The organism is Aestuariivirga sp., assembly GCF_037139295.1.
Taxonomy (GTDB): Bacteria; Pseudomonadota; Alphaproteobacteria; order Rhizobiales; family Aestuariivirgaceae; genus Aestuariivirga.
This window is the reverse complement of sequence record NZ_JBAXGR010000001.1, coordinates 1-26,120: the sequence shown is the minus strand read 5'-3', so window position 1 is coordinate 26,120 and position 26,120 is coordinate 1. Positions and strand designations below refer to the sequence as shown.

The window sequence follows — 26,120 nt, the reverse complement described above, 5'->3', positions numbered from 1 at the left end:
TCGACCCGGCCATCCTTTTTGGCGGCCACGAAAAGGATGCGCGGGTCAAGCCCGCGCATGATGAACCTTTGTGAACCTCAAGGCCTCAGCACGAAGGGCGTGCCCTCGAAGGCATCGGCACCACGACCGATCTTCTCGATGGCCTTCAACATGCGCCCCTGTCGGCCCAGCACCTCGTCGGCCAGCGACACGATCAGCCGGTTGGGCGTGGCCGAAGGCGAGGCGGTGCGCAGTTCCTGCGCCAGTTCCTCTTCGCTCGCATCGGGCCGGAACATGCACAGAGCAGTATAGGCTGCCGCCGTCGAACGGCTGATGCCGGCCCAGCAATGCACCAGCATCGGGTCTTGCCTGTCCCAGCTCTGGAAGAAGGCGATGAGCCGTTCGGCATCTGCCGCGCGTGGAGGCGTGTGGCCGTCCATGTGTTGCACGATGTCATGGAAATAGAGCTTCAGATGACGGTCGGGCGCAATGCCCACTGGTGCGTCATGCGGCGTATCGGGGGCGAGCAGCGTCACCACATGCTTCACGCCATGCTCGTCGATGAGCGGCTGGACCTTGTTGAGCGGGCCGACGATGATCATGGGGCAAGCTTTCTGAATGTCTTGAGGTAAAGGGCCGCCGCATCATTGGTGGCCAGCGGCTTGAGGCGGAAGAAGCGCTGCGCCGCAACGCCCTCGAGGCCCTTCGGCTTGCCGAAGAACTTCTCCGCCTCGTCGATGGCGAAGCCCGCAAGCTGTGTCGCTTCCAGATAGGCAGCGAGGTGGTCGCATTTCTTGATGAACAGTTCCAGCTTCTGCGGTGCCTGCGCCTTCAGCCCGAAGCGGATGTGGATCGCAGCGAGAAGCCGGTTCTCGAAGGCCTTGTAGTCCAGCCCCAGCGCCGCCTTGAACGGCGAGATCATGTCGCCCACCACATATTCCGGCGCGTCATGCAGCAAGGCCGTGAGCCGCGCTGCGCGGTCGAGTCCGGGGTCGAGCTGCAGGGCCAGCTCTTCCACCAGCACGCAATGCTGGGCGACGGAAAAGGCATGGTCACCCTTGGTCTGTCCGTTCCACCGCGCCACGCGGGCCAGCCCATGCGCGATGTCCTCAACCTCGATGTCGAGCGGCGAGGGGTTGAGCAGATCGAGCCTCCGCCCTGACAGCATGCGCTGCCAGGCGCGCGGCGGCTCAGCGGCGCGCGGCATGCTTCACGGACTCATGGCGGTGGCAGTCGATGAGGTGGTCGTTCACCAGTCCGCAGGCCTGCATGAAGGCATAGACGATGGTGGGGCCGACGAAGCGGAAGCCGCGCTTCTGAAGGTCCTTCGACATCTTCTCGGCGAGCGGCGTCTTGGCCTGGATCTCACTCATGCTGCGGATCTTGTTCTGCAGCGGCACGCCATTGAGGAAATCCCAGAGATAGGTGGAGAAATCGGGGATCGCCAGATAGGCCTGCGCATTGGTGACACTTGCGTCGATCTTCAGCCGGTTCCGCACGATGCCCGCATCCTGCATCAGGCGCTCGAGCTTCGCGGGCTTGTAGCGCGCCATCTTCTGCGGGTCGAAGCCGTCGAAGGCCTTGCGGAAATTGTCGCGCTTGCGGAGGATTGTGATCCATGAGAGCCCCGCCTGGAAGCCATCGAGCAGCAGCTTCTCGAACAGCGCGCGCGAGTCATATTCGGGAACGCCCCATTCGGTATCGTGATAGGCGACATAGACCGGGTCCGTGCCGCACCAGTGGCAGCGGCAAATCCCGTCTTCATGGCGAACGGCACTCATGCGGCCCCCGGAACATCGTACGTCGCCCAGGCGGGCTTCAGCACCTTCAGCGAAACGCCATCGGCAAGGAGCGGGGCTGTGGCCTCCGCCAGCCGGTCGAGACGGATCAGTGCGAGGGCGTTCGAGCCGGATGAGGAGAGCAGGGTGCCGACCTGCTTGTCGCCGGAGCGGATGTCCGTGCCCTTCGGTGGAGCCACGCCATCCAGCAACACCGGCAGGATGCGGCTTCGTGCCGTGCCACGGTGCTCCATGCGCGAGACCACTTCCTGGCCCACGTAGCAGCCCTTGCGGAAATTCACGCCTGCCAGCTGGTCGAGGTTGGCCTCATGCGGGAAGAACTCGCCTGACCCGAGATCGGCCGCCGAGTCTGCCAGTCCGCCTCTGATGCGGGCGGCGTCATAGCCATCGGCCTCGCCCTCCGGCGCGCCGATGATGCGCCAGCCGATGTCGGCGCTACGCGGGTCGCGATAGCTGCCGGGAACCTCGACCGGTGAAACCCCGACGGCAAGGTCGTCCCGTGCGGCGATCTCCACCTTGGCGCGGAGCTTGTACATGGCAAGTCGCTTCATGAGGTCCGCCCGCTGGCTTGCGCCGCAGTCGATCAGGTAGCCGCCATCCTGGGCGACCACGATCATGTCGAACAGGATTTTCCCCTGCGGGGTGAGCAGGGCGGCATAGGCGGCCTGGCCCGGGCCCAAGTGGTCGATGTCGGACGTGAGCAGGTTGTGCAGGAAATGCCCCGCCTCCGGGCCCCCAACTGACAGAATGGCCCGACCGGGGAGCCGTCCGGCCCGAAAATCAATCTCATGCATCTCTGTTGCTTCGTTTCCAATCCACATTTACGAAGACCGGGAACCACGTTCAAGGACAGCCATGCCGTTCCACGCCGAATTGATCCTGAAGGGCGGCACCGTCGTCAACCACGACGGTGTCGGACAGCGCGATATTGCCGTTTCCGGAGGCCGCATCGTCGGTCTCGGCGCATTCGGCCGGGAACAGGGTGGCGAGGTGGTCGATTGCACCGGCCTCCACATCCTGCCGGGCGTGGTGGACAGCCAGGTCCACCTGCGCGAACCCGGCGCCGAGCACAAGGAAGACCTCGAGACCGGCGGCCGCGCCGCGGTCAAGGGCGGCGTCACTGGCGTCTTCGAAATGCCCAATACGAGCCCGCTGACGACGAGCGCCGAAGCACTGGCCGACAAGGTGGCCCGCGCCTCCAACCGCATGTATTGCGATTTCGCCTTCTATGTGGGCGGCACGCGCGAGAACGCCCACCAGTTGGGCGAGCTCGAACTGCTGCCCGGTTGCGCGGGCATCAAGGTGTTCATGGGCTCGTCCACCGGCTCGCTGCTGGTCGACGACGACAAGGGTGTGGCCCGCGTGCTGGCCAACATCCGCCGCCGCGCCGCCTTCCATTCGGAGGACGAGGATCGGCTCAATGCGCGGATGGACCTGCGCGTCCCCGGCGATCCGTCCAGCCACTATGTCTGGCGCGATGCCGAGGCCGCGCGGCTGTGCACCGAGCGCCTCGTCAGGCTCGCGCGTGAGGCGCACAAGCGCATCCACGTGCTGCATGTCTCCACCGCTGATGAATTGCCCATCCTCGCCGCCGCGCGTGACGTGGCAACCGTCGAGGTGACGCCCAACCACCTCGTCTTCACCTCCGAGCATTACGCCCGCCTCGGCAACCTGCTGCAGATGAACCCGCCGATGCGCGAACCGCATCACAAGGACGGTATCTGGGCCGCGCTCAATTCCGGCCTCGTCGACGTGCTGGGCTCGGATCATGCGCCCCATACGCTGGAGGAGAAGGCCAAGCCCTATCCCGCTTCGCCCTCAGGCATGCCCGGCGTGCAGACGCTGGTGCCCGTCATGCTCGACTGCGTGAACAAGGGGATGCTGAGCCTCGAGCGCTTCGTCGACCTCACCTCGCATGGTCCCAACCGCATCTTCGGCCTCGCTGGCAAGGGCCGCATCGCCGAGGGCTATGATGCCGACTTCACCATCGTCGACATGAAGGCCAAGCAGACGATCACCAATGACTGGATCGAAAGCCGCTGCAAGTGGACCCCGCATGACGGCCGCGAGGTCACCGGCTGGCCCATCGGCACCTATGTGCGCGGCCGCCGCGCCATGTGGAACGACGAAATCATCGGCCATGCCCATGGCCAGCCCATCCGCTTCGTGGAAGCGCTTTAGTTTCAGAGAGGAACCACCATGTCCTTCCGTGCCATTCTCATTTCGAAGTCCGACGCCGGCCAGACGGCCGAACTCACCCGCCTCGAGGAGTCCGACCTCATGGAAGGCGACGTCACCGTCGACGTCACGCATTCCTCGGTCAACTACAAGGACGGCCTCAACATCACCGGCAAGGCGCCCATTGCGCGGCGCTTCCCGCTGATCCCCGGCATCGACTTCGCCGGCGTTGTCCGTTCCTCCACCAACCCGCGCTGGAAGGCGGGCGACCATGTGGTGCTGAACGGCTACGGCGTGGGCGAAGGCCACCATGGCGGCTTCTCGGAAGTCGCACGCGTCAATGGCGACTGGCTGGTGCCTGTGCCAAAGGGCTGGACGGCGGCCGACTGCATGTCAGTGGGTGTCGCGGGCTACACCGCCATGCTCTGCGTCATGGCGCTGGAGGAGCAGGGCGTAAAGCCGTCGGACGGCGACATCCTCGTCACCGGTGCGGCAGGTGGCGTGGGCACCACCGCCATCGTCATCCTCGCCAAGCTCGGCTATCGCGTCATCGCTTCCACGGGCCGCACCTCGGAAGAGCCGTTCCTCAAGAGTCTCGGCGCGGCAGGCATCGTCGATCGCAACGAGTTCAACGGCCCGGTGAAGGCGCTGGCCAAGTCGCGCTGGGCGGGCTGCGTTGATTCCGTGGGTTCCACCACGCTCGCCAATGTCATCTCGCAGATGAACCCTGACAGCACGGTCGCAGCCTGCGGCAATGCCCAAGGGCTGGACCTGCCGACCAGTGTTGCGCCCTTCATCCTGCGCGGCGTCAAGCTCGTCGGCGTCAACTCCGTCTCGACGCCCATGCCGCGCCGCTTGCAAGTGTGGGAGCGGCTGGTACAGGACCTTGACCTCTCGAAACTCCACGCGCTCACCACGCATGTGAAGCTGGACGACGTGCCGCAGGTGGCGGCTGACATCGTGGCCGGCATGGTGAAGGGCCGCGTCGTCGTCGACATCGCTTAGGCGGATGGACGTCTCGCTCCTGTTCATCGGCATGGCCATCGGTCTTGCCGTCACGGCACCGCTGGGTCCCGTCAACATCCTCGTCATCCGCAGCGCCATCCGGCGCGGTTTTGTGGTTGCGTTCCTGGTGGGGCTGGGTGCGGTGGTGGCGGACGTGCTCTATGCCGCGGCTGCAGCCTATGGCGTCAGCTGGGTGTCACACCTGATCGAGGCCTATGCGCGGCCGCTGATAATCATCGGCGGGCTGCTGCTGGTGGTCATCGGCGTGTGGCTGGCGCGCAAGCGCATCGAGCTTGCCGTCGTCGAGGCTGATGAGCCACAGACCGCGAAGGTGATCGGACGAATGCTGGCCGCCTTCGGCCTCACCATGTCCAATCCGGGCGAATTCTTGGGATTCCTTGCCATCTTCGGCACGATGAGCGGGGTGCTGCGCCTGCATGAGAATGCCGCGCGGCCCCCGGTGGTCATCGTCGGTGTCGCCACCGGCGGCATCCTGTGGTGGTTGTTCCTGAGCTTCGTGGTTTCGCGGCTCAAGACGCGCATCAGCGAAAGGGCCTTGGCCCGCATCAGCCGCTGGACGGGAGTCCTGATCGCGGCCTTCGGCTTTGCGCTGCTGATGGAAGCGCTGACGTGAACCTTACTGCTTGGTGGTGCGGGTCAGGGTGAACTCGCCGCCGCGGATGCGTTCGGGCAGGCGCTGGCACATCACGGCAACCGGCTCTTCGCCGTAAGTCGTGATGAGGTCGGAGAGCGCTGCGAAGATCGCGGCGGTCGCGATGCAATCCCGGTCGACGCCTTCGTAGGCGGCCTCCTCCCAGGCATCGAGGAGGAACTGCAAAGCGAGCTGCTTCGCCTCGGTCGGCATCGGTACGTAGGTCCCTTGCGAAGTCTTCAACATGCTATCCATCTTTCAGCAGCGTCATGCCGCGTGTTGAAGTGAACATAGCAATTGCTTCGATGCCGGCTACTCGTTCCTTAAACGAGGGTTAACTTGAACGCTGTAAACCTTAATGGATATTAAGGATTTTGCGTGCGGTGGCGATCGCGTCGGCCATGTTTGGCGCGAGCGTGAAGCCTCCGAGATGATTGGGGTCAGCCCATGTCACGTCAGCTGCATCGCTCGCGGCAACGGGCTCTTCCGGTCCTGCGATTCCGATATAGGATGCGATCACATAGTGCACGGTGACGAGCCCATTCTCGTCACGCCGGATCACGTCGTAGAGCCCGAGCAATCCCTGGAAGCGTGCGGTCATGCCGGTCTCTTCATGCAGTTCACGCGCGGCGGCCTCTTCGAGTTTCTCGCCTGCTTCCACGTGGCCGCCGGGAAAGGCCCATATGCCCTTGGGCGGCTTCGCCCGCTGCACCAGCAGCACCTTGCCGCCTCGCCAGATGGAGGCCGACACGCCGAGCCTCGGCCACTGTTGCTCACCCGCCATTCGTGATTATTCTCCGCTCCATGTGCGGACTTTATAGCCTATCGAAGAGCCCCCGTGAAACCAAAGCCTGGTTCAAGTACCAGGAGGATGAGGATTTCCCGCCGCGCGCCCATGTGGCGCCGGGCCAACCCATTGGCGTGGTGCGCATGGAAAATGGCGCGCGTCATTTCGCGTTGGTGCGCTGGGGCTTCATCCCGTCCTGGGTGAAGGAGGTGAAGCCCGGCAAGCCATTGATCAACGCGCGTGGCGAAACGGTGATGGAGAAGCCCTCCTTCAAGAACGCCATGCGCCGCCGCCGATGCCTGGTGCCCGCCGATGGCTATTTCGAATGGTCGGGCGCGGAAGGCCGCAAGGTGCCGTTCTTCGTACAGGCCGCCGACAAGGGCCTCTTCGCACTCGCGGGCCTGTGGGAACACTGGATGGGGGCCGACGGCTCCGAACTCGAAACCGCCACGCTGATGACCATTGCGCCCAATGCCGAACTGGCCACGATCCATGACCGCATGCCGGTCATCATCGCGCCGGAGGATTACGAGACGTGGCTGACGGGCGAGGTGGAGGACGCGGCACAGCTCATCCGACCGGCACCCGACGGAAGCTTCGTCATGGAGCCCACCACCATCGGCCGTGCAGCAGCGCCCAAGCCGCCGCCGAAGAAGCCGGACCAGATGAACCTGTTCTGATCAATTCTCGATGATGGTGCGCGCCATGCTGATGACAGGGTTCACGCCGTAACCCAGCGCCTCATAGAATCCCCGTGCGGCGGCATTCTCGTCGCGCACCAGCAGATTGACCTTCCAGACGCCGCGTGCCCTGAGCCACTCTTCGCCAGCGCGCACCGCTGCTTTGCCAAGGCCCTGGCGCTGCCGGGCAGGGTCGACCGCGACATAGTAGAGCACGCCACGGTGGCCATCATGCCCCGCCATCGCACTGGCCACGATGTGGCCGTCATGCGCGAGAACGAGAACCGTGGCGTTCTCCGAGCGCCGCGCAAAGGAAATGTCCTTGTACGGATCATTCCATGGCCGCGTGAGCCCACAAGCCTGCCACAGGGCGACGACGGCCTCGACGTCGGCGTCCGTGATGTCGCGGAAGCTGGTCATTCCGGCAGCACGCGGCCCGGGTTGAGGATGTTGTTGGGGTCCAGCATGCGCTTCAACCCGCGCATCATGTCGAGTTCGACGGGTGACTTGATTTCGGCCATGCGGTGCGCCTTCAGTCGCCCGATGCCGTGCTCGGCGCTGATCGAGCCGTTGAAGTGGCCCACGACCTCGAACACCACGTCGTTCATCTCGTTCCACATGTCGAGGAAGCGGGCCTTGTCCATGCCGACAGGCTGCGAGATGTTGTAGTGGATATTGCCGTCGCCCAGGTGCCCGAAGGACACAAAACGCGCGCCCGGCACGAGGCGGGAGACCGCTGCGTCGGCCTCCAACAGGAACTTCGGCACCTTCGACACCGGCACCGAGACGTCGTGCTTGATCGAGCCGCCCTCGGGCTTCTGCGATTCCGAGATGAGTTCGCGCGCCGTCCAGAAGTCTTGGCGCTGCGCATCCGACTGGGCGAGGGCCGCGTCGGTCACGAGACCCCGCTCCATGGCGGTCTCGAAGATCGCCATCATCGCACCCGGCACCGGGTCGGAGAGTTCGGCCAGCACATACCAGGGCGCGGTCTCCGCCAGCGGATGGCGCACGCCCGCATGGCGAATGGAAAACTGCAGGGCAATGTCGGCGATCAGCTCGAAGCCCACCACGCGGTTGCCGCTCATGTCCTGCGCGAGCGACAGAAGGTCCACCGCCGCCTGCGGCGAGGGGACCGCGATGAAGGCCGTCTCCCGTGACTTCGGCTTGGGGAACAGTTTCATCACGGCGGCGGTGATGATGCCGAGCGTTCCTTCCGCGCCAATGAACAGGTCGCGCAGGTCATAGCCCGTGTTGTCCTTGCGCAGGCGCTTGAGGCCATTCCAGATGCGGCCGTCGGCCAGCACCACCTCGAGGCCAAGGCAGAGATCGCGCGTGTTGCCATAGGCGATGACGTTGAGGCCGCCGGCATTGGTCGAGAGATTGCCGCCGATCCGGCAGGAGCCTTCGGAGGCGAGGCTCAAGGGAAACAGCCGGTCCACCGCATCCGCTGCGTCCTGCACCGACTTGAGCACCGCTCCGGCCTCGACCGTGATCGTATTGTCGGCGGCATCGACGTCGAGGATGCGCGTCATGCGGTCCAAGGACAGCACCACCTCGTTGCCGGCATCGGTCGGGATCTGCCCGCCGCACAGCCCGGTGTTGCCGCCCTGCGGCACGATGGCCGTGCGCGTCGCGTTGGCGATGGCCAGGATGCGGCTGACTTCCCCGGTCGAGCCGGGGCGCAGGACCAGCGGCGAGCGGCCGGTCCAGATCTGCCGCCACTCGCGCATGTAGCCGTCCATCTCGGCGGCATTGCGGATGGCGTGCGCCTCGCCGACCACGGCGGCGAGGCGGTTCAGGGCATCGCTCATGTGGCATCCCTAGGTGCTGCGGCGCGCAGCAGGCGGTCGTTGATGGCCTCGCCCAGCCCGGTGTGCGGGATGGGAGCCACGGCAATGCGGGCGACACCTGTCGCGTCGATCTCGTGCAGCAGGTCAAACAGGCTGGCGGCGGCCTCCACGAGGTCGCCTGAGGGCGAGAGCGTCCAGGGTCCGTGCGCATGCAGCCTGCCGAAGCCGAGATAGGCCTCGCCCTCGCGCGGGGCATCGGCGTTGAGGCGAAGCTCGGCGTGCGGCGCATAATGGCTCAGTAGCTGGCCCGGCGCGTGGGGGCGGGCGGAATGGGATTCGACAGCGATGGCGTGGCCCAGCACCTTCTCGATCTCGCTGCGCGGCACGCCGCCGTGGCGCAGCAGCTTGGGGCCGTCCTCCAGAAAGCTGACGACGGTCGACTCGACGCCCACCTTGCAGCGTCCGCCGTCCAGAACCATGGCCACCTTGTCCTTCAGGTGCCGGCGCACGTGCTCTGCCGTGGTGGGGCTGATCTTTCCGGAAGGGTTGGCGCTGGGCGCCACCACGGGGCGACCGGTGGCCTTGAGCAGCTCCAGCGCCACCGGGTGGGCGGGAACGCGGATGGCAATCGAGTCGAGGCCGGAACTGGCCAGCAGGGAGACAGGGCAATCAGCGCGGCGCGGCACCACGAGGCTTAAAGGTCCCGGCCAGAAGGCCTCAGCCAGCGCCCGGGCCTCCGGGCTGAAATCACCCAGTGCGAAGGCGGCTTCGGCATCCGGCACATGGGCGATGAGCGGGTTGAAGGAGGGGCGGCCCTTGGCGGCATAGACCCGGGCCACGGCCTCGCCATTGGTGGCATCCGCCCCGAGGCCATAGACGGTCTCCGTCGGGAAGGCGACGAGGTGCCCCTCGCGCAGGGCCTGTGCGGCGGCGTCAATGTCGTTGTGGGGAGCCATGCGGGCTCTATAGCAGTCCGGCGCGCAAGCGGCTAGAACGGGGGCCATGACCACCCTGCTTTTCACGCATCCCTCGTCCCTCCGCCACGTGACGCCCAATGGCCACCCGGAGCGGGTCGACCGCATCAGGGCGGTGAACCAGATCCTCGCCAATCCGCATTTCAACGACCTCGCTCGTCGCGAGGCGCCGCTGGGCCGCGACGAGGACATCCTGCGCGCCCATGCCTATGAGCACTTGGAGCGCATCCGCGCCATGGCGCCCGCCGAGGGCATGGAATACCTCGACCCTGACACGGTGATGTCCGTGGGCTCGCTGGAGGCGGCACTGCGCGCCGTGGGGGCGGCCACCGCCGGGGTGGATGCGGTCTTCACGGGCGAGGCCGACAATGTGTTCTGCGCCATGCGCCCACCCGGCCACCACGCCGAGACAAGGCGTGCCATGGGATTCTGCCTGTTCAACCAGGCCGCCGTTGCCGCGCATTACGCCCGCCACAAACATGATGCCGAGCGGGTGGCGGTCGTCGACTTCGACGTGCACCACGGCAATGGCACGCAGGATATCTTCTGGTCGGATGCCAACATGTTCTATGGCTCGACCCACCAGATGCCGCTCTACCCCGGCACGGGTGACGTGCAGGAGACGGGCGTGGGCAACATCTTCAACGCGCCCTTGCGCGCAGGCGACGGCGGCGAGCAGTTCCGCGAGGCGATGAATTCGGTGATCCTGCCGGCGCTCGACGTGTTCTCGCCCGACCTCGTGATCGTCTCCGCCGGCTTTGATGCGCACCACCGCGATCCGCTCGGCAGCCTGCAGCTGACGGAAGAAGATTTCGCCTGGGCCACGCTGAAGCTGATGGAGGCGGCGGAGGTCCATTGCGGCGGCCGCCTCGTCTCGGTGCTGGAAGGCGGCTATGACCTGCAGGGACTGGCGGCCTCGGTCGGCATCCATGTGCAGGCGCTGATGCGCGGCAATGCCGGGATGGTCGAGGAAACGGAATTCGAAGACGACGACGAGGACGAGATCTGATGAGCGAACACGCCGACATCGCCAGCCTGCCCTTCGAGAAGGCGCTTGCCGAACTGGAGCAGATCGTGACGAGGCTCGAATCCGGCAAGGTGGACCTCGAGCAGTCGATCGCCATCTATGAGCGCGGCGAAGCGCTGAAGAAGCATTGCGAGACGTTGCTGAAGGCCGCCGAGGCCCGCATCGAGAAGATCACGCTGAAGCCCGACGGGACGCCGTCCGGCACCGAACCCCTGGATGTCGACTAGGCAGCGCCTCGACGAGGCGCTCGTCGCCCGCGGGCTCTACCCCTCGCGCTCACGCGCGCGGGATGCGGTTCTGCGCGGAACGGTGAAGGTTGATGGCGAGCAGGCGGTGAAGCCCTCGCAGATGGTTGGGGCAAACTGTGTGCTCACCATCGAGGACGAGGCGCAGGGATACGTGTCGCGCGCGGCCCTCAAGCTGAAGCATGGGCTCACCCAGTTCGGCATTTCGGCGCGCGGCAAGAATGCCCTCGACATTGGCGCCTCGACCGGCGGCTTCACGCAGGTGCTGCTGGAAGAGGGTGCGGCGCACGTGACGGCCATCGATGTGGGCCACAGGCAGATGAAGATCGCGGACCCGCGCGTGACGCTGATCGAGGGGCTCAATGCACGTGATCTGTCTACGGAGCATCTGGATAGGCCTGTACAGCTGATCGTCTGCGACGTGAGTTTCATTTCGCTGAAGCTGGCATTGCCGACGGCACTCGAATTGGCCGAGGAGGGCGCCCTGCTGGTGGCGCTGATCAAGCCGCAGTTCGAGGCGGGCAAGGATGCTATCGGCAAGGGTGGGCTTGTGACGGACCCTGAGGTGCATGAGCGCGTGTGCCGGGAGATCACGGATTTCCTGGGCTTGCAGGGCTGGCGGGTTCTGGGGGTGGTTGCGTCGCCGGTCGAGGGTGGCGATGGGAACCGGGAATTTCTGGTGGCGGCGGGAAAGGGGTGAGATCCTTCTGTCGAAGTGCCGCAATTCTGCCATTCATCCCACCCGGGCTTGACCCGGGTGCCCTTTTGGGCGCCCGGCAAAAGGATGCCCGGGACAAGCCCGGGCATGATGAATATGAGAGAGTTGTGATGTAGCTTGAAATAAAAGAAGAATTTAATCCTTGACTTTTTATTCCTATGATGCTATATTCCAGCCATGCTTCTTCTGCTGGTTTACATCGTTGGACGGTTCCTAGCCCACCTGGCCGCGGTGGCGCAGGAAGTGGTCGGCAAGCACGATGGCCATCATGGCCTCGCCCACCGGAACGGCCCGGATTCCGACGCAAGGGTCGTGGCGGCCCTTGGTCATCACGTCGACGTCTTCCCCTTGAGCGGAGATGCTGCGCTTGGACGTGAGGATGGACGAGGTGGGCTTGATCGCGAAGCGCACCACAACGTCCTGGCCGGTGGAAATGCCACCCAGAATGCCGCCCGCGTTGTTGGAGAGGAATTCGGGCTTTCCCCGGCGCATGCGGATTTCATCGGCGTTCTCTTCGCCCGAGAATTCGGCCGACTGGAAGCCGGCACCGATCTCGACACCTTTCACCGCATTGATGCTCATCATGGCCCCTGCCAGGTCCTGGTCGAGCTTGCTGTAAAGCGGTGCTCCCCAGCCCGCCGGAACGCCGCTCGCCGTGACCTCGATGACCGCACCGATCGAGGAGCCGGACTTGCGCACGCCGTCGAGATAGTCCTCGTAGAACTTCGCCGCCTTGGCATCGGGGCAGAAGAACGGATTGCGGTCCACCTCCGCCCAGTCCCAGTTTTTCCGGTCGATCTTATGGGGACCCATCTGGATCAGTGCGCCGCGGATCGACACGGCGGGGATGATCTTGCGGGCGACAGCACCTGCGGCCACGCGCGCCGCCGTCTCGCGCGCCGAGGAGCGGCCCCCGCCCTTGTAGTCACGGATGCCGTATTTGGCCTGGTAGGTGAGGTCGGCATGACCGGGGCGGAACTTGTCCCGGATCTCGGCATAGTCCTTGGAGCGCTGGTCGACGTTCTCGATCATCAGCATGATCGGCGTGCCGGTGGTGACGGGGCCGCCGGTGCGGTCATCCTCGAAGACGCCGGAGAGGATCTTTACCTGGTCCGGCTCCTGGCGCTGGGTGGTGAAGCGCGACTGGCCGGGGCGGCGCTTGTCGAGGAAGGCCTGAATCTCATCAGCGGTGAGCGGAATGTTGGGCGGGCAGCCATCGACGATGCAGCCAAGGGCCGGACCATGGCTTTCCCCGAAGGTGGTGATGCGGAAGAGGTGGCCGAAACTGTTGTGCGACATGAGGCCTTAACTAGGCCGCATCGGCCGTGGCGTCAAACCACTCGGCCCTGCCGTCCGCCAGCTTGCAGTAGAAGCCCTGCTTCATCGCCAGCTCCACAAGGTCGCGGCGCGGCAGGCTGGCGATCTCGGCGATGAGGCAGCGGCCGATGGCGCCATGGGCGACGACCACCGTCGGCCGGTCGAGCGTATCGAGCCACGCATTGATGCGGGCGTGCCCGTCCTCGTAGCTTTCGCCCTCACGCGGGCGCCAGAAATAGCGGTCTTCGGGGTGCGGCGGATAGATGGGCGAGGCCTTGAGCTCCCAGAAGGGCTTGCCCTCCCAGATGCCGAAGCCCAGCTCGGTGACGGCAGGTTCGATGGCGATCTGCGGCGGCTCGAGTTCGAGGGCTTCGGCGATGTAGCCCATGGTCTGGCGGGCGCGCAGCAGCGGACTGACGACGAAATTGAAATCGGGCGAGAAGTCGGGGACGTTCTTCATCGCCGCGGCGACGGCGCGGGCCTGGGTGTGGCCCTTCTGGTTCAGCTCGATATCGGTCCAGCCCTGGATCAGTCCCTGGACGTTCCAGTCCGTCTCGCCGTGGCGGACGAAGTAGATGGGTGGGCGCGCTTTACTCACCGCTTCCGTTCACCGTGATGTCTGGCGCATCGGGGTTCTTCATGCCGACGATGTGATAGCCCGCATCGACATGCAGGATCTCGCCGGTGACGCCGCGCCCGAGGTCAGAGAGAAGATAGAATCCTGAGTCGCCCACTTCGTCGATGGTGACGGTACGGCGGAGCGGGGAGTTGTATTCGTTCCAGCGCAGGATGTAGCGGAAGTCGCCGATGCCGGAGGCTGCGAGCGTCTTGATCGGGCCTGCAGAGATGGCATTGACGCGGATGTTCTTGGGGCCAAGGTCAGCCGCCATGTAGCGCACCGAGGCTTCGAGGCCTGCCTTGGCCACGCCCATGACGTTGTAGTGCGGCATCCACTTCTCGGCACCGTAATAGGTCATTGTCAGCATGGAGCCGCCATTGGTCATGAGCTTCTCGGCGCGCTGGGCGACAGCCGTGAAGGAATAGACGCTGATGAACATCGTCTTGGTGAAATTGTCAGGACTGGTGTCGACGTAGCGGCCCTGCAGCTCGTCCTTGTCGGAGAAGGCGATGGCGTGGACGACGAAGTCAAGCGAGCCCCATTCCCTAGCGATCGTTTCGAAGGTGGCATCCATCGATGACATGTCGGTGACATCGCATGGGACGACGATCTTGGAGCCCAGTTCGGCAGCGAGCGGCTCGACGCGCTTCTTCAGGGCATCGCCCTGGTATGTGAAGGCGAGTTCGGCACCCTGCGCAGCGCAGGACTTGGCGATGCCCCAGGCGATGGACCGGTTGTTCGCAACCCCCATGACGAGGCCACGCTTGCCAGCCATTAAACCCTTGTTATCGCTCATGATTGACCGTCCAAAAAACAGGTGGGCCGGACGTTCCCCGGCGGTCGGTTAATTGACACAAAGCCGGGGGGAGGTCCACTGGAAAGAAAACACGCGAAAGATGAGGGGCGGACCTCAACCTTGTGATGCCCGGACATGGCTGATGGTCTGCGGCGAAGGTTGATGCGTAGGCTTGACGGGTGGCATAAGCTCTTCAAAAATCGGGACTTGCACATGGCATTGAGCGACATTTCCAAGCTGACGGCTTCCGCCGGCTTCACCGACAGGAACGACCCCTTCAACCTCTTCGGGGAGTGGCTGAAGGAGGCGGAAGCCTCCGAGCCCAACGACCCGAATGCCATGGCGCTGGCCACCGTGGACGAGGAGGGGCTGCCCAATGTCCGCATGGTGCTGCTGAAGGGCTATGACGAGCGCGGCTTCGTGTTCTACACCAATTTCCAGAGCCAGAAGGGCCAGGAGATCCTCGGCACCATGAAGGCGGCCATCGTCTTCCACTGGAAGTCGTTGCGCCGCCAGGTGCGCGTCCGCGGTATCGTGGAGGAGGTCTCGAAGGCCGAGGCGGATGATTATTTCGCCTCGCGTCCGCGGGACAGCCGCATCGGCGCCTGGGCCTCGCAGCAGTCGCGCCCGCTGGAAAGCCGCTTCGCGCTGGAAACGGCGGTTGCCATCAACACGGCGAAATACGCGATCGGCGAGGTGCCGCGGCCTGCCCACTGGTCGGGCTTCCGCATCAAGCCGCTGGCGATTGAATTCTGGCACGACCGGCCGTTCCGGTTGCATGACCGCGTGGTGTTCCGCCGCCCGGATGACAAGGCCGCATGGTCGAAAGCGAGGCTTTACCCGTGAACACCACCCCCGACGGCGACCGCAAGACCCTGATCCTCACTGGCGCCTCGCGCGGCATCGGGCATGCGACGGTGAAACGCTTCTCGACGGCCGGATGGCGCGTCATCACCTGCTCGCGCCAGCCGTTTCCGGACGACTGCCCCTGGGATGCAGGGCCGGATGACCACATCGTGGTTGACCTGGCCTCCTCCGAGGACACCCACAAGGCCATCGCGCAGATGAGGGAAAAGCTGAAGGCGCAAGGCTCCAGGCTTCATGCGCTGGTCAACAACGCGGCGATCAGCCCGAAGAAGCCGGGCGGCGCTCGCCTCAACACGCTCGAGACAGCGGAAGAGGATTGGAAGGCTGTGTTCCAGATCAACTTTTTTGCGCCCGTCATGCTGGCGCGCGGATTGATGAATGAACTTGTGGCGGCCAAGGGTGCGGTGGTGAACGTCACCTCGATTGCGGGTTCCCGCGTGCATCCCTTCGCAGGTGCTGCCTATTCGACGTCAAAGGCAGCACTCGCCTCGCTGACGCGCGAGATGGCGGCGGACTTCGGCCCCTTCGGCGTGCGCGTCAATTCGATTTCGCCGGGCGAGATCGAAACCTCCATCCTGTCTCCTGGCACGGAAAAGCTGGTGGCGCAGATTCCGCAGCGCCGGTTGGGCCAGCCGGAGGAGGTGGCCAAGGCCATCTATTTCCTGTGCACCGAGCAGTCATCCTATGTGACGGGTGCCGAGCTTCATATCAACGGCGGCCAGCATGTCTAACGAGGCCTTGCGGCCGGAGACCATTGCGGCGCATGCACTGCGCGCGGTGGACGAGGCGACGGGGGCCGTAGTGCCGCCGATCTACCTCTCCTCCACCTATGCCCGCGACGAGAACTACCAGCCGAAGCTGAAGGAGAACTACGTCCGCAACGGCAATCCGACGCTGTGGCAGACGGAGGAGGCCATCGCGGCGCTGGAGCAGGGCACGTCGGCGCTGCTGTTTGCCTCCGGCATGGCGGCGATCACCATCCTGCTGGAGACGGTGCCGCAGGGAGCGCATGTGGTGGCCCCCGACGTCATGTATTACGGCACGCGCGACTGGATGAAGCGGCTCGAAGGGCTGGGGCGCATTACGCTCACGCTGTTTGACCCGCGCAAGGATGGCTTGCTGGAAGCCGCGCTGCAGAAGGGCAAGACCGACCTCGTGTGGATCGAGACGCCGCTGAACCCGACATGGGACGTGATCGACATCGAGGCCGCAGCCAAGGCCGCGCATGCGGCCGGGGCCATTCTTGGCGTTGATGCCACGGCGACGGGTGCGGTGACCACGCAGCCCTTGAAGCTCGGTGCTGACATCGTGTTCCACTCGGCGACCAAATACCTGAACGGCCATTCCGATGTGCTTGCCGGCGTGCTGGTGACGCGCGAGGAAAACCTGCGCTGGGCGGACGTCCGAAGCTTACGCACCAAGATGGGTGCGCCGCTGGCGCCGCTCGACTGCTTCCTGCTGCTGCGGGGGCTTCGCACTGTGTTCGTGCGCTATCGCCAGTGCTCGGCCAATGCCATGGCGATTGCGAAGCATTTCGATGGTCACCCGAAGGTGGAGCGCGTGCTCTATCCGGGGCTTGCCTCGCACCCCGGCCATGACATCGCGGTGCGGCAGATGCGCGATGGCTTCGGGGGCATGATGTCCTTGCTCGTCAAGGGCGGCTTCAACGATGCGCAGAAGCTGTGCACCAGGCTGAAGGTGATCGTGCCGGCGACGTCACTGGGTGGGGTGGAAAGCCTTGCCGAACACCGCAAGACGGTGGAGGGGCCGACGAGCCCCGTGCCGGACAACCTCGTGCGGCTGTCGATCGGCATCGAGCATGCGGATGATTTGATTGCGGACCTCGAGCAGGCTCTGGCCGGGGTCTGACGGCCCCACAATTCCACTCACATCATCTTCGCCGGGCTTGACCCGGCGATCCTTTTTGGTGGCCTGGAAAAGGATGCCCGGGTCGAGCCCGGGCATGATGAGTTGGGGAGGTGGGAGAAAGTAAGGAAGGCAGGTGGTGGCGTCACACCGCCTTGGCATGCCGGTTGGGTGCGGCCACAAAATGCGCGTCGTAGGCGGCGGCCACGGTGCGCAGGAACAGGCGGTGCTTCGGCTTGACGCTGACGCTGCTGCCCTTCACCTCGGCGATACCCGCGTAGATGGCGGGTTCGAGCTTTTCGGCAACATCATCGAAGATCGCCGGGTCGAAGCCGTGGCGCGTGGCAATTTCGGCGGCATCGACTGAGAGATCGCACATCAGGCGCTCGATGACTTCCGAACGCATGCGATCTTCAGCCGTGGTGGCAAGCCCGCGCGTGACCGGGCTCTCGTTGCGGTCGATCTTCTGAGACCATTCCAGCGTGTCACGTGCCGACTGCACGAAGCCCTGTGGGAATTCGCCGATGGCGGAAGCACCGAAGGCCAGGAGCGCGTCGGAGACGTCCGTCGTATAACCCTGGAAATTGCGGCGCATGGTGCCTTTACGGGCGGCCGCCTTGAGGTCGTCATGCTCCAACGCGAAATGGTCGAGCCCGATCGAGGCATAGCCATGGGCATTGAGCTCGCGCTCGATGGTGGTGGCCTGGGCATAGCGGGCGTTGACGCCGGGAAGCTCGGCATCATTGATCATCTTCTGGTGCTTCTTGAACCACGGCACATGGGCATAGCCGAAGACCGAGATGCGGTCGGGCTTGAGCGAGGCGGCCTGCTGGGCGGTCCTGGCGACGCTCTCCACCGTCTGGGCAGGAAGGCCGTACATGAGGTCGAAGTTCACGCTGGTGAAGCCCGCCTCGCGCAGGAATTCGTTCGCCGCCTTGACGAGGCCGAAGGTCTGCAGCCGGTTGATCTTCATCTGCACCGGTGTTGCGAAATCCTGCACGCCGAAGCTGATGCGGTTGAAGCCCATGGCGTTCAGCACCTTGGCGCGCTCACGCGTCAGCGTGCGGGGGTCTGATTCGAGCGCCATTTCGCCGCCGGTGGCAAGGCCAAAGCCCTGATCGATGGCCTCGACGATCTCGCCGATGTGCAGGTCGTCCAGATAGGTGGGGGTGCCTCCGCCGAAATGGAGGTGGGTGACCTTGCCCTTGCGGCCCCGGAATAGCGCGGCCTGGCGCTTGATGTCCTTCACCAGATATTCGACGTAGCGGGCCGCCCGGTCATAGCTGTTCGGCACCGAAGTGTGGCAGCCGCAATACCAGCAGAGCTGGCGGCAGAAGGGGATGTGGACATAGACCGAGAGGGTGGCTTGCCGGTCGAGCGCCACCAGCCAGTCATCCGACGTCTGGCCGGGGAAGGGGGACTGGAACTGCACCGCGGTCGGGTAGCTCGTGTACCGCGGAACGTCCTGGGTGGCGAAGGGGAGAAGCTGACTGTCCATGGAAGCTGACAGTATCGGCTGTTAGGCTCCGTTCATTGACCTCGATCAAGACCGGGCATTTTTGTCAGTAGAGGGCGGTGCGGTATTCCTCTTCGACCGCGGCATCGATCTTCGCCGCTTCGGGCTCGGCCACCGGCGTCGCGGTCTGTTCCAGGATCATGCGGGCGATCGTGGGCATCTGGCCGCGGTCCTGGCGGGAAGCCGGGTCCCACAGTTTCGAGCGCTTCAGCGCCTTGGCGCAGTGCAGGAACACCTCCTCCACGGCGACGAGGATCCCGACCACGGGCTGCTTGCCGTTCACCGTGCAGGCGGAGAGCAGGGCGGCGTCGTCGGTGATGCGGGCCTTGCCATTGAGCCTGAGCGTGTCCTCGAAGCCGGGGACGAAGAACAGCAGCCCGACATTCGGGTTGGCCGTGATGTTGGCCATGGTGTCCAGCCGGTTGTTGCCGGGCCGGTCGGGGATGAGGATGGTGTTGTCGTCGATGACGCGGACGAAGCCCGGCGGGTCGCCGCGCGGAGAAAGATCCGCGCGGCCTTGTGTGTCAGCCGTCGAGATGACGAGGAAGGGCGACAGGCCGATGAACTGGCGCGAATACGTGTCCAGTGCCGGCCTGCTCTTGGCGGAGGCGAGGTGCGAGACCTCGCCGAACCTGGCGCGCAGTTCCTCCTCGTTGCCGATCATCAGGCCCTCGCGTTCTCTTTGCGCGCCCAGGCTTCCATCTGGTCGAGGCCCTTTTCGAAGATGTCGAACATCTCGTGGATCTCGTCGGTGGTGATGATGAGCGGCGGGCAGAGCGCCACCGAGTCCTGGATGTTGCGGACGATGAGGCCCATCTCCTGCAGGGCATTCACCGTGGCGGCACCCACCATCTTCTTCGGGTCGAAGCTGCGCTTGGTGGCCTTGTCGGCCACGAGTTCCACCGCACCGATGAGGCCGACGCCGCGCGCCTCGCCCACCAGCGGGTGGTCGGCGAGCTTCTTCAGCCGCATCTGGAACACCGGGCACATCTTGGCCGCATGTTCCATGATCTTGTCGCGCTGATAGATCTCGATGGTCTTGAGCGAGATGGCGCAGCCGACGGGGTGTGCGGTGTAGGTGTAGCCATGGCCGAAGGTGCCGAGCTTGCGGCTTTCATCCAGCATGGCCTGGTAGAGGTCTTCCTCCACCGTCAGGGCCGAGAGCGGGAAATAGGCCGAGGTGATGGCCTTGGCCATGGTGATCGACTGGGGCTTCATGCCGTAGGTCGTCGAGCCGAACCAGTTTCCGGTGCGGCCGAAGCCGCAGATCACTTCGTCCGCGATGAAGCGGATGTCGTACTTCTCGAGGATGGCATTGACCTTTTCCCAATAGCCGTCGGGCGGCAGCAGCACGCCGCCCGCACCCATCAGCGGCTCGCCGATGAAGGCGGCGATAGTGTCAGGCCCCTCGCGCTGGATCATGTCCTCGAGGTCCTGCGCCATGCGCGCGGAGAATTGCTCCTCGGTCTCGCCTTCCTGGCCGTAGCGATAATAATGCGGGCAGGAGGTGTGCAGCACGTTGGCGATGGGCAGGTCGAAGTCGTTGTGCACCCAGGGAAGCCCGGTGAGCGAGGCCGACGCGATGGTCACACCATGATAGGCGCGCATGCGGCTGATGATCTTCTTCTTCTCCCGCTTGCCGCGGGCATTGTTGTAGTACCACGACAGCTTCATCTGCATGTCGTTGGCCTCAGAACCAGAGGAGCCGAACAGCACCTTGGAGGCGGGGCAGGGGGCGATCTCCTTGAGCTTCTCGGAGAGTTCGATCACGCCATCATGCGACTTGCCGCCGAAGGCATGGGTGAAGGACACCCGGCGCAGCGCTTCCGCACCCGCCTCGGCGATTTCCTGGTTGCCATAGCCCAGTGCGGTGCACCACAAGCCCGCCATGCCCTCGATGTAGCGCTTGCCCGTGTCATCATAGAGATAGATGCCGCGGCCCTCGTTGAGGATGAGGGGCCCGACTTCACGGTGGCGGGCGAGGTTGGTGTAGGGGTGGATCACCGTCTCGATGTCGCGGACGGCCATGTTGGACAAGGGCATTCGGGTTCCTCCTGGGATGGAGGGACTATATCAGGGGAATCGGGCGTGGGAACAGGGGACGGGACACCCCACCCATTCACCTTGCGCGGGCTTGACCCGCGCATCCTTTGCGCAGTCACCAAGAAGGATGCCCCGGTCAAGCCGGGGCAAGGTGAACGTGGGGGATGGTCCTAAGTCGAGCGCAGGCCCTTGGCCTTGGCGTAATCCAGGCACTCCGCCCACGGACGGATGCCCGCGCTGGTGGTTGGCGAATGGAGCGACGTGGCGGCGGCGGCGTTGCCGAGGTCGAGGCAGCGCTCCAGCGACCAGTTCTCATGATAGCCGAAGAGGACGCCAGCATAGAAGGCATCGCCTGCACCCGTGGCGCCGGCGATCTCGGACTGGTCGACCCGCACCGAGGGGCGCTTCGCGACTTCGCCATTGCGCGTCACTGCCACCGCGCCATCAGGATGGTGCACGCAGGCGAGTTCGCCAACGCCCATGGCCAGCAGCTTGCGGCAGGCTTCCTCTGCCGCGTGCCAATTCAGGCGGACGTGAGGCGCCACGTCGACGCCCGTGATGCTCGTCGCCTCATAGTCATTGACCACGAATACATCGCACAGCGGCAGGCAGGGCGGCACCAGCTTGCGCAGGTCATCGGCCGGAACCGGGCAGAGTTCCATGCAAGTCTTCATGCCGCGGTCCTTCGCTGCCTTCAGCAGCGTGCGCCAGCCATCGCCCCTGTCCAGCGCGCGGGCCGTGCCGGGACTGCCGAGGTAATAGATCTTGGCGTTGCTGTCCTCCGGCGGCATCAGGTGCTCGACCGTCATCAGGTTGTTGCAGCCGAGCTGCGCGAAGAAGGTACGCCGGCCGGTATCTTTGCAGGACATGACATGGGTGTGGCTGGTGACGGCACCTGGGATCACCGACACACGTGAGGTGTCGAGCCCGTATCCACGCGCGCTGGCCAGCATGGTGGCGCCATAGGCGTCGTCGCCCGCAGTGGCCAGCAGCGTCACCGGAAATTCCGCGCCCAGCTTGAGAAGTCCCGCCGCCGCATTGTGCGGGGGGCCGCCGGCTGCCATTTCCGTGCGGTCGATGAAGGCCAGCGTCTCCTCGGCCGGCCAGTGATCGATGATGTGCACGATGTCGAGCACCACGATCCCGGCCAGCACGATGCCGCTTTGCGTCACTTCTTGTAGCCCTCGAGGGCAGGTTCGGTGATCATGAGGTCGTCCTCGAGCTTGCGCTTGGGGCTAAGGCCCTTCTTGGACAGGATGGCGTGATAGTGCTTCACGGCCTGTTCCGGCGTCACTTCGGATTCGAGAACCGGGCGGAACAGCGCCACGAGGTCGAGCGGGCTTTCGGCGAGGTTGATCTTGCGGCCGAAGAGCGCGACCTTGGCGCCGGACTTCTCGCCCTGGCTGAGGAGTTCGAAGCAATCGCGCGTGGTGCCGGCCGAACCGCCGAGGATGCCGATGACGAGGCCCGGATCATGGCTCGCCAGCTCTTCCATTGCCATGCGGCCATTGAACGGCATCTTGAGGAACAGCGGCCGCTCCACCTTTGCCATGCCGGCGAGCACACGCATGATCATGTCGTTGACGAAGAAGGGCATCTGCTCGGCGGGCAGGTTCTGCGGCGCGTTGGGATTGAAGATTTCGAGGAAGTGGCGGAACTTGTGCTTCACCGCATCGTGGCGGAACTCGCGGTAATGGGCGACCGCCTCGAGATCGCGCTCGAGGATGTTGTTGAAGGTCACCGAATAGAGGCCGAGGTCGCAGAACTTCGACACATAGCCGAGGTTGGCGGTGCGCCAGGGCCGTGACGGCTCCTTGGCGTAGTTGCCAGCGCGCGGGTGCCAGATGTCGGTGGTGTCATTGGCGCGGATGGCAGGCGTCACGGCGGACTTCTCGAACAGGCCGTCCTCGATGAGGAGTTCCATGTTGGAGACGGCCCCCAGCATCACGTCCATTTGTTTCTGCTTGACCATGTCACGGATGGTCTTGCGGAACTCCGGGATGGAGCGGTGCTTGCCGGACTGGTCGAGATGGTCATGCGCACCCGTGCCCTTCACGCCGAAGGCGTAGTCCGGGTCCTTGGCATCGGCGAGGATGAAGTCGCGGGGCTTGTATTTTCCAGCGGCGATGGTTTTCAGCTTCTTGTCGAGCGATTTCACGGGGCGTTTCCTGCAGGTTGATCGAAGGTCCCCCCTTCTAGCAGCCTCAGGGTCCGGAACAACGGGATTGTGGGCTTTCCCTTTGAGCCCCGCCGTTGCAAAATGGCTGCCATGACAAATCTCGTGATGATCCCCGCCTTCGGCTGCGACGAGCGTCTCTATGCCGAGATCGCGCCGCTCCTGCCCTCCAACGTGCTGAGTTCCGTCGTCATTGCCGATGGTGCCGACTTTGCCATCTGTATTGAGCAGGTGCTGGCCCAGGCGCCGGAGCATTTCGTGGTGCTCGGCACCTCCTTCGGAGGCCGGGTGGCGCTCGAAACGACGCTCGCCGCACCCGACCGGGTGGGGGGGCTGATCGTCATCGGGTCCAGCCCCGGCGCGGTTGCTGACCAGCGCGCTGGCTTGCGCCGCTCCGAGCGGCTGCGGGCGGGCGAGGCCGAGCAGGTGGCCACCGAGATGGGCGACATGATCGCCCACATGGACGGACCCAATGGCCCCGCCGCCCGGCAGGCCTTCATCGACATGTGCGCAACCATGGGGCCTGAAGCGATGACCCGCCAGTCGGACGCGCTGGCCCACCGCGTGGACCGCTGGCCGCGGCTTTCCGAGATCACCTGCCCGGCGCTGATGCTGTGGGGCGTGCATGACAAGTACTCGCCCGCAGCAGAGGGCCTGCGCATGTCAGCCGCGATCCCGAATGGCCGCTATGTGGAACTCGCCGACTGCGGCCACTTCCCGACGCTCGAATACCCCGACGAGACGGCAGCGGCGATCGACCACTGGATGGAAGACGTGGGGCTCTCGCCGAAGCTGTGAGCAGGGGCTACTTCAGGCTCGCGATGTAATCGGCGATGGCCTGGATGTCGCTCTCGGGCAGCATCGAGATGTTGCGCTGGACCTGGCCCATGCCGCCTGAGGCGAGCTTGTCGTAGCCCATCATCTCGCCGTTCTGCAGGGCTGAGGCGAGGTCGGCGGCGTCGGTGTAGCGGCCGCGCTCGATGAGGCCGAGCAGGCTCGGCACGCGGCCCTTGCCCTCGGGATGCGGGCCGCCCTGGAAGGCCTTCGATTCATCGCGCGCCATGAAAATGTTGCGCGGCGTGTGACATTCCTGGCAGTGGCCAGGGCCGTTGACGAGGTATGAGCCGCGGTTCCAGCTGTCCGACTGCGACGGGTCGGGTGTCCACGGCGTGGTGTCGAGACCCACCCATTTCCACAGGCCCACGCCGCGGCGGACCAACGGCAGGGCCGTGATGTCCGGTTCGCGCTCGGGCGACTTCACCGGCGGCAGGCTGGCGAGATAAGCGCGGATGTCGAGCACGTCCTCCGGCTTCATGTGGGCGTAGGAGGTGTAGGGAAGGGCGGGAATGAGGTTCTCGCCCTCGGGCGAGATGCCGCGCATCACGGCGTTGAGGAATTCGAGATCGCTCCACGAGCCGATGCCGGTTTCGGGGTCTGGCGTCAGGTTCAGCGGGTAGAGGGTGCCGATCGGCGTGTGCAGCGGCGCGCCGCCGGCCGGCACATCGGTCGCCACGTCCTTCAGGTCAGGCGATGGCTGGTGGCAGGAGATGCAGCCTGCGGCATGGTAAAGGCGCACGCCATTGGCCACGTCCGGCGTGTGCTGCGGAATGTCGGCCGCGGTGAGCGGCCGCGGCGTGCTAAGCAGCCAAAAAGCGAGAAGCCCCAGCGCCGCGATGAGCGCCAGGGCCAGCACGATCTTTCCTGACCGCCGCAAGGATCAGTCCGCCTGGCGGAACTTTTCGTGGCAGCCCTGGCAGGACTTGCCGAGCGCCGGGAAGGCGGCCTTGAAGGAGGCCTCGTCGGTGGAGGCCAGCACGGCGGCCTCGGCCGTCACGTAGGCCGTGCCTGCGGCCTCGAAGCCAGCAGCATCGGACCAGATCTCGGCCTTCGCCTCGGTCTTGGCCGCCTTGCCGGCTGCGGTATCGGGCTTGGTGTCCGCGCCCCACCAATCGGCCCAGCCGCCGCAGGCCTTCTGCGAGGCGGCAATGGCGGCGTCGATCGCCGCCTTGTCATAGGGCTTCTGGCCCTTGATGATGGGGACCATCACCTTCATCATTCCGCCATTGGCCTTCATGCAGGCCTGGCGGGCCTCGATCGAGGCCTTGGCATCGGCCATGGCTGACGAGGTGAAGCCGAGCGCGATCACGCCCGCCGTGAAAAGTCCCAGAACCGTCTTTGACACCATGAGCGTTCGTCCTCCATCAGCTGTGTTTAGCGGAAAGTTTACGCGGAAATACTGCAACCCAATCCATCACAATTCTGTGTTTCCGCCTAGTCACCCCTAACGCCTTGTTAACAATGCCGCAAAAGCGCCCGGATCGGGCCTCGCATGCGCCATGTGCCGGGAGCAGATTGCCTGCAACGCCGCCCTTAGGGTGACGTTAAGGTCACGGAACGACAATGGGTCCAATCGCGGACGACAAGGTGGAAAACATGCAGGCTGAGGAAACCCAGCAACCGGCGCAACCTCAAGCGCGCAAGCGCAAGACCGTGCTGAGCCCGGAATTGCGCGAAGTGCTTCACATGCTGAAGTCGCTGGAGACGAAGCCCGCACAGGGCTGAGCATCCGGACAGGCTTTACGGAAGAGGGCGGGGTCATTCCCGCCCTTTCGCGTTTTCAGGCCTCGTCGCGGACGCGTTCAAGGGCGGCCTTGACCGCCTCGTGCAGTTCGTTGCGGTTGGCGGGCTTGGGCAGCGCGATGTCGAATGTGTCCATCCATTCGCCAGTGCGCACCGAGTCGGCAAGGAAGGCCGACAGCGCCATCAGCGGCGTGGCCGCAACCTGGCCGCCCATCTGGCGGATCGAGCGGGCAGCGGTGATGCCATCCATGATCGGCATCTCGATATCGAGCACGATCACGTCGAATTCGTTTTCAGAAGCGCTCTTCACGGCTTCCTCGCCGTGGATGACGGCTTCGACGTCACAGCCCATGCCCTTCAGCATGGCGGCGGTGACGATGCGCACCGGGTCACAATCCTCGGCCAGCAGCAGGCGCGGGCGCCCGCCGTGGGCGGCCTCGAGCCTGAGCGATTTTCTTTCGGGGCTCGCGCCAATAACTGCCGGCTCTGCCATCATTCCCACTGAC

At 64.8% G+C, this 26,120-nt stretch carries 32 protein-coding genes; 12 read left to right on the top strand and 20 right to left on the bottom strand.

Annotated elements, in window-relative coordinates; genetic code table 11:
• Positions 1-77: 77 nt before the first annotated feature.
• The 4 genes from WCJ41_RS00160 to WCJ41_RS00145 are packed head-to-tail and all read right to left on the bottom strand — an operon-like array spanning position 78 to position 2,572.
• Positions 78-581, bottom strand: coding sequence for a protein tyrosine phosphatase (locus tag WCJ41_RS00160; RefSeq protein WP_336903783.1), 504 nt, complete (start codon positions 579-581; stop codon positions 78-80).
• Positions 578-1,186, bottom strand: a complete 609-nt coding sequence (locus tag WCJ41_RS00155) for an HD family hydrolase (protein WP_336903782.1) — start codon at positions 1,184-1,186, stop codon at positions 578-580. The genes WCJ41_RS00160 and WCJ41_RS00155 overlap by 4 nt, the downstream gene beginning before the upstream one ends.
• Entirely contained in the window at positions 1,170-1,760 is a 591-nt protein-coding gene (locus WCJ41_RS00150) for a DNA-3-methyladenine glycosylase I (RefSeq protein WP_336903781.1), read from the bottom strand. Before WCJ41_RS00150 ends, WCJ41_RS00155 begins: the two co-directional genes overlap by 17 nt.
• Positions 1,757-2,572: a folate-binding protein gene (locus tag WCJ41_RS00145; protein WP_336903780.1), complete on the bottom strand. Its 816-nt coding sequence runs from the start codon at positions 2,570-2,572 to the stop codon at positions 1,757-1,759. Before WCJ41_RS00145 ends, WCJ41_RS00150 begins: the two co-directional genes overlap by 4 nt.
• Positions 2,573-2,633: 61 nt before the next feature.
• On the opposite strand from WCJ41_RS00145, the gene WCJ41_RS00140 reads away from it, so the two are divergent.
• The 3 genes from WCJ41_RS00140 to WCJ41_RS00130 are packed head-to-tail and all read left to right on the top strand — an operon-like array spanning position 2,634 to position 5,595.
• Positions 2,634-3,959, top strand: coding sequence for a dihydroorotase (locus WCJ41_RS00140; protein WP_336903779.1), 1,326 nt, complete (start codon positions 2,634-2,636; stop codon positions 3,957-3,959).
• An 18-nt stretch (positions 3,960-3,977) separates the two neighbouring features.
• Complete coding sequence (locus WCJ41_RS00135; RefSeq protein ID WP_336903778.1) at positions 3,978-4,961, top strand: MDR family oxidoreductase; 984 nt, start codon at positions 3,978-3,980, stop codon at positions 4,959-4,961.
• Between the two features lie 4 nt (positions 4,962-4,965).
• Positions 4,966-5,595 carry a LysE family transporter gene (locus tag WCJ41_RS00130; protein ID WP_336903777.1) on the top strand — a complete coding sequence of 210 codons (630 nt, stop codon included), beginning with the start codon at positions 4,966-4,968 and terminating at the stop codon, positions 5,593-5,595.
• Positions 5,596-5,598: 3 nt separating this feature from the next.
• On the opposite strand, the gene WCJ41_RS00125 is transcribed toward WCJ41_RS00130, so the two are convergent.
• Positions 5,599-5,859 carry a hypothetical protein gene (locus WCJ41_RS00125; RefSeq protein WP_336903776.1) on the bottom strand — a complete coding sequence of 87 codons (261 nt, stop codon included), beginning with the start codon at positions 5,857-5,859 and terminating at the stop codon, positions 5,599-5,601.
• Between the two features lie 109 nt (positions 5,860-5,968).
• Positions 5,969-6,397, bottom strand: coding sequence for an NUDIX hydrolase (locus WCJ41_RS00120; RefSeq protein WP_336903775.1), 429 nt, complete (start codon positions 6,395-6,397; stop codon positions 5,969-5,971).
• Between the two features lie 20 nt (positions 6,398-6,417).
• Here WCJ41_RS00120 and WCJ41_RS00115 point away from each other — a divergent pair, with 20 nt between their 5' ends.
• The gene (locus tag WCJ41_RS00115; protein WP_336903774.1) at positions 6,418-7,080 is read left to right on the top strand and encodes an SOS response-associated peptidase; all 663 of its coding nucleotides are present in this window, start codon (positions 6,418-6,420) and stop codon (positions 7,078-7,080) included.
• Here the strand turns inward: WCJ41_RS00115 and WCJ41_RS00110 are convergent, their stop codons facing one another.
• The 3 genes from WCJ41_RS00110 to WCJ41_RS00100 are packed head-to-tail and all read right to left on the bottom strand — an operon-like array spanning position 7,081 to position 9,826.
• Positions 7,081-7,500 (bottom strand): GNAT family acetyltransferase, encoded by a 420-nt coding sequence (locus tag WCJ41_RS00110; protein WP_336903773.1) that lies wholly within the window; start codon positions 7,498-7,500, stop codon positions 7,081-7,083.
• A complete protein-coding gene (locus WCJ41_RS00105; protein WP_336903772.1) occupies positions 7,497-8,891 on the bottom strand; it encodes an FAD-binding oxidoreductase in 1,395 nt (464 codons plus the stop codon). The genes WCJ41_RS00110 and WCJ41_RS00105 overlap by 4 nt, the downstream gene beginning before the upstream one ends.
• Positions 8,888-9,826: an L-threonylcarbamoyladenylate synthase gene (locus WCJ41_RS00100; protein WP_336903771.1), complete on the bottom strand. Its 939-nt coding sequence runs from the start codon at positions 9,824-9,826 to the stop codon at positions 8,888-8,890. Before WCJ41_RS00100 ends, WCJ41_RS00105 begins: the two co-directional genes overlap by 4 nt.
• A gap of 46 nt (positions 9,827-9,872) precedes the next feature.
• Between WCJ41_RS00100 and WCJ41_RS00095 the strand changes: the two genes are divergently transcribed.
• Genes WCJ41_RS00095 through WCJ41_RS00085 form a run of 3 tightly spaced genes read left to right on the top strand, consistent with a single transcriptional unit; the run spans position 9,873 to position 11,816 of the window.
• Positions 9,873-10,853 (top strand): histone deacetylase family protein, encoded by a 981-nt coding sequence (locus tag WCJ41_RS00095; protein WP_336903770.1) that lies wholly within the window; start codon positions 9,873-9,875, stop codon positions 10,851-10,853.
• Positions 10,853-11,098 carry an exodeoxyribonuclease VII small subunit gene (locus WCJ41_RS00090; protein WP_336903769.1) on the top strand — a complete coding sequence of 82 codons (246 nt, stop codon included), beginning with the start codon at positions 10,853-10,855 and terminating at the stop codon, positions 11,096-11,098. Before WCJ41_RS00095 ends, WCJ41_RS00090 begins: the two co-directional genes overlap by 1 nt.
• Entirely contained in the window at positions 11,088-11,816 is a 729-nt protein-coding gene (locus WCJ41_RS00085) for a TlyA family RNA methyltransferase (protein ID WP_336903768.1), read from the top strand. Before WCJ41_RS00090 ends, WCJ41_RS00085 begins: the two co-directional genes overlap by 11 nt.
• 231 nt (positions 11,817-12,047) lie before the next feature.
• On the opposite strand, the gene aroC is transcribed toward WCJ41_RS00085, so the two are convergent.
• From aroC to fabI, 3 genes are read right to left on the bottom strand one after another with little or no spacing between them, the layout of a single operon-like run.
• Entirely contained in the window at positions 12,048-13,133 is a 1,086-nt protein-coding gene (aroC, locus tag WCJ41_RS00080) for a chorismate synthase (protein WP_336903767.1), read from the bottom strand.
• A 10-nt stretch (positions 13,134-13,143) separates the two neighbouring features.
• Positions 13,144-13,749, bottom strand: a complete 606-nt coding sequence (locus WCJ41_RS00075) for a histidine phosphatase family protein (RefSeq protein WP_336903766.1) — start codon at positions 13,747-13,749, stop codon at positions 13,144-13,146.
• Positions 13,742-14,566 (bottom strand): enoyl-ACP reductase FabI, encoded by an 825-nt coding sequence (fabI, locus tag WCJ41_RS00070; protein WP_336903765.1) that lies wholly within the window; start codon positions 14,564-14,566, stop codon positions 13,742-13,744. The genes WCJ41_RS00075 and fabI overlap by 8 nt, the downstream gene beginning before the upstream one ends.
• A 213-nt stretch (positions 14,567-14,779) precedes the next feature.
• Here fabI and pdxH point away from each other — a divergent pair, with 213 nt between their 5' ends.
• From pdxH to WCJ41_RS00055, 3 genes are read left to right on the top strand one after another with little or no spacing between them, the layout of a single operon-like run.
• Entirely contained in the window at positions 14,780-15,412 is a 633-nt protein-coding gene (gene pdxH, locus WCJ41_RS00065) for a pyridoxamine 5'-phosphate oxidase (RefSeq protein ID WP_336903764.1), read from the top strand.
• Entirely contained in the window at positions 15,385-16,164 is a 780-nt protein-coding gene (locus WCJ41_RS00060) for an SDR family oxidoreductase (protein WP_336903763.1), read from the top strand. The genes pdxH and WCJ41_RS00060 overlap by 28 nt, the downstream gene beginning before the upstream one ends.
• Positions 16,157-17,302 carry a PLP-dependent aspartate aminotransferase family protein gene (locus WCJ41_RS00055; protein ID WP_336903762.1) on the top strand — a complete coding sequence of 382 codons (1,146 nt, stop codon included), beginning with the start codon at positions 16,157-16,159 and terminating at the stop codon, positions 17,300-17,302. Before WCJ41_RS00060 ends, WCJ41_RS00055 begins: the two co-directional genes overlap by 8 nt.
• A 142-nt stretch (positions 17,303-17,444) precedes the next feature.
• On the opposite strand, the gene hemN is transcribed toward WCJ41_RS00055, so the two are convergent.
• The 5 genes from hemN to WCJ41_RS00030 all read right to left on the bottom strand — a co-directional run bounded on the left by hemN (position 17,445) and on the right by WCJ41_RS00030 (position 23,016).
• Complete coding sequence (gene hemN / locus WCJ41_RS00050) at positions 17,445-18,797, bottom strand: oxygen-independent coproporphyrinogen III oxidase (protein ID WP_336903761.1); 1,353 nt, start codon at positions 18,795-18,797, stop codon at positions 17,445-17,447.
• Positions 18,798-18,861: 64 nt separating this feature from the next.
• On the bottom strand, positions 18,862-19,479 hold the full coding sequence (locus tag WCJ41_RS00045; RefSeq protein WP_336903760.1) for a pyridoxamine 5'-phosphate oxidase family protein: 618 nt from the start codon (positions 19,477-19,479) through the stop codon (positions 18,862-18,864).
• Positions 19,479-20,858, bottom strand: a complete 1,380-nt coding sequence (locus WCJ41_RS00040) for an aminotransferase (protein WP_336903759.1) — start codon at positions 20,856-20,858, stop codon at positions 19,479-19,481. The genes WCJ41_RS00045 and WCJ41_RS00040 overlap by 1 nt, the downstream gene beginning before the upstream one ends.
• A 170-nt stretch (positions 20,859-21,028) precedes the next feature.
• Positions 21,029-22,030: a carbohydrate kinase family protein gene (locus WCJ41_RS00035; protein ID WP_336903758.1), complete on the bottom strand. Its 1,002-nt coding sequence runs from the start codon at positions 22,028-22,030 to the stop codon at positions 21,029-21,031.
• Entirely contained in the window at positions 22,027-23,016 is a 990-nt protein-coding gene (locus WCJ41_RS00030; protein ID WP_336903757.1) for a hypothetical protein, read from the bottom strand. Before WCJ41_RS00030 ends, WCJ41_RS00035 begins: the two co-directional genes overlap by 4 nt.
• Before the next feature lie 111 nt (positions 23,017-23,127).
• On the opposite strand from WCJ41_RS00030, the gene WCJ41_RS00025 reads away from it, so the two are divergent.
• Positions 23,128-23,832, top strand: coding sequence for an alpha/beta hydrolase (locus WCJ41_RS00025; protein ID WP_336903756.1), 705 nt, complete (start codon positions 23,128-23,130; stop codon positions 23,830-23,832).
• Between the two features lie 7 nt (positions 23,833-23,839).
• Here the strand turns inward: WCJ41_RS00025 and WCJ41_RS00020 are convergent, their stop codons facing one another.
• Both WCJ41_RS00020 and WCJ41_RS00015 read right to left on the bottom strand, forming a co-directional pair.
• A complete protein-coding gene (locus WCJ41_RS00020) occupies positions 23,840-24,748 on the bottom strand; it encodes a cytochrome c (protein WP_336903755.1) in 909 nt (302 codons plus the stop codon).
• Between the two features lie 3 nt (positions 24,749-24,751).
• The gene (locus tag WCJ41_RS00015) at positions 24,752-25,219 is read right to left on the bottom strand and encodes a cytochrome c (RefSeq protein WP_336903754.1); all 468 of its coding nucleotides are present in this window, start codon (positions 25,217-25,219) and stop codon (positions 24,752-24,754) included.
• 215 nt (positions 25,220-25,434) lie between these two features.
• Here WCJ41_RS00015 and WCJ41_RS00010 point away from each other — a divergent pair, with 215 nt between their 5' ends.
• On the top strand, positions 25,435-25,596 hold the full coding sequence (locus WCJ41_RS00010) for a hypothetical protein (protein ID WP_336903753.1): 162 nt from the start codon (positions 25,435-25,437) through the stop codon (positions 25,594-25,596).
• Positions 25,597-25,651: 55 nt separating this feature from the next.
• Here WCJ41_RS00010 and WCJ41_RS00005 read toward each other — a convergent pair.
• Positions 25,652-26,120: response regulator (locus WCJ41_RS00005; RefSeq protein WP_336903752.1), on the bottom strand; the 469-nt coding region annotated here is incomplete at its 5' end.

Coding starts and splice junctions, on each gene's coding strand:
- WCJ41_RS00160 (WP_336903783.1), bottom strand. CDS start 581: ATGATCATCGTCGGCCCGCTCAACAAGGTCCAGCCGCTCATCGACGAG.
- WCJ41_RS00155 (WP_336903782.1), bottom strand. CDS start 1,186: ATGCCGCGCGCCGCTGAGCCGCCGCGCGCCTGGCAGCGCATGCTGTCA.
- WCJ41_RS00150 (WP_336903781.1), bottom strand. CDS start 1,760: ATGAGTGCCGTTCGCCATGAAGACGGGATTTGCCGCTGCCACTGGTGC.
- WCJ41_RS00145 (WP_336903780.1), bottom strand. CDS start 2,572: ATGCATGAGATTGATTTTCGGGCCGGACGGCTCCCCGGTCGGGCCATT.
- WCJ41_RS00140 (WP_336903779.1), top strand. CDS start 2,634: ATGCCGTTCCACGCCGAATTGATCCTGAAGGGCGGCACCGTCGTCAAC.
- WCJ41_RS00135 (WP_336903778.1), top strand. CDS start 3,978: ATGTCCTTCCGTGCCATTCTCATTTCGAAGTCCGACGCCGGCCAGACG.
- WCJ41_RS00130 (WP_336903777.1), top strand. CDS start 4,966: ATGGACGTCTCGCTCCTGTTCATCGGCATGGCCATCGGTCTTGCCGTC.
- WCJ41_RS00125 (WP_336903776.1), bottom strand. CDS start 5,859: ATGTTGAAGACTTCGCAAGGGACCTACGTACCGATGCCGACCGAGGCG.
- WCJ41_RS00120 (WP_336903775.1), bottom strand. CDS start 6,397: ATGGCGGGTGAGCAACAGTGGCCGAGGCTCGGCGTGTCGGCCTCCATC.
- WCJ41_RS00115 (WP_336903774.1), top strand. CDS start 6,418: ATGTGCGGACTTTATAGCCTATCGAAGAGCCCCCGTGAAACCAAAGCC.
- WCJ41_RS00110 (WP_336903773.1), bottom strand. CDS start 7,500: ATGACCAGCTTCCGCGACATCACGGACGCCGACGTCGAGGCCGTCGTC.
- WCJ41_RS00105 (WP_336903772.1), bottom strand. CDS start 8,891: ATGAGCGATGCCCTGAACCGCCTCGCCGCCGTGGTCGGCGAGGCGCAC.
- WCJ41_RS00100 (WP_336903771.1), bottom strand. CDS start 9,826: ATGGCTCCCCACAACGACATTGACGCCGCCGCACAGGCCCTGCGCGAG.
- WCJ41_RS00095 (WP_336903770.1), top strand. CDS start 9,873: ATGACCACCCTGCTTTTCACGCATCCCTCGTCCCTCCGCCACGTGACG.
- WCJ41_RS00090 (WP_336903769.1), top strand. CDS start 10,853: ATGAGCGAACACGCCGACATCGCCAGCCTGCCCTTCGAGAAGGCGCTT.
- WCJ41_RS00085 (WP_336903768.1), top strand. CDS start 11,088: ATGTCGACTAGGCAGCGCCTCGACGAGGCGCTCGTCGCCCGCGGGCTC.
- aroC (WP_336903767.1), bottom strand. CDS start 13,133: ATGTCGCACAACAGTTTCGGCCACCTCTTCCGCATCACCACCTTCGGG.
- fabI (WP_336903765.1), bottom strand. CDS start 14,566: ATGAGCGATAACAAGGGTTTAATGGCTGGCAAGCGTGGCCTCGTCATG.
- pdxH (WP_336903764.1), top strand. CDS start 14,780: ATGGCATTGAGCGACATTTCCAAGCTGACGGCTTCCGCCGGCTTCACC.
- WCJ41_RS00060 (WP_336903763.1), top strand. CDS start 15,385: ATGGTCGAAAGCGAGGCTTTACCCGTGAACACCACCCCCGACGGCGAC.
- WCJ41_RS00055 (WP_336903762.1), top strand. CDS start 16,157: ATGTCTAACGAGGCCTTGCGGCCGGAGACCATTGCGGCGCATGCACTG.
- hemN (WP_336903761.1), bottom strand. CDS start 18,797: ATGGACAGTCAGCTTCTCCCCTTCGCCACCCAGGACGTTCCGCGGTAC.
- WCJ41_RS00045 (WP_336903760.1), bottom strand. CDS start 19,479: ATGATCGGCAACGAGGAGGAACTGCGCGCCAGGTTCGGCGAGGTCTCG.
- WCJ41_RS00040 (WP_336903759.1), bottom strand. CDS start 20,858: ATGCCCTTGTCCAACATGGCCGTCCGCGACATCGAGACGGTGATCCAC.
- WCJ41_RS00025 (WP_336903756.1), top strand. CDS start 23,128: ATGACAAATCTCGTGATGATCCCCGCCTTCGGCTGCGACGAGCGTCTC.
- WCJ41_RS00015 (WP_336903754.1), bottom strand. CDS start 25,219: ATGGTGTCAAAGACGGTTCTGGGACTTTTCACGGCGGGCGTGATCGCG.
- WCJ41_RS00010 (WP_336903753.1), top strand. CDS start 25,435: ATGGGTCCAATCGCGGACGACAAGGTGGAAAACATGCAGGCTGAGGAA.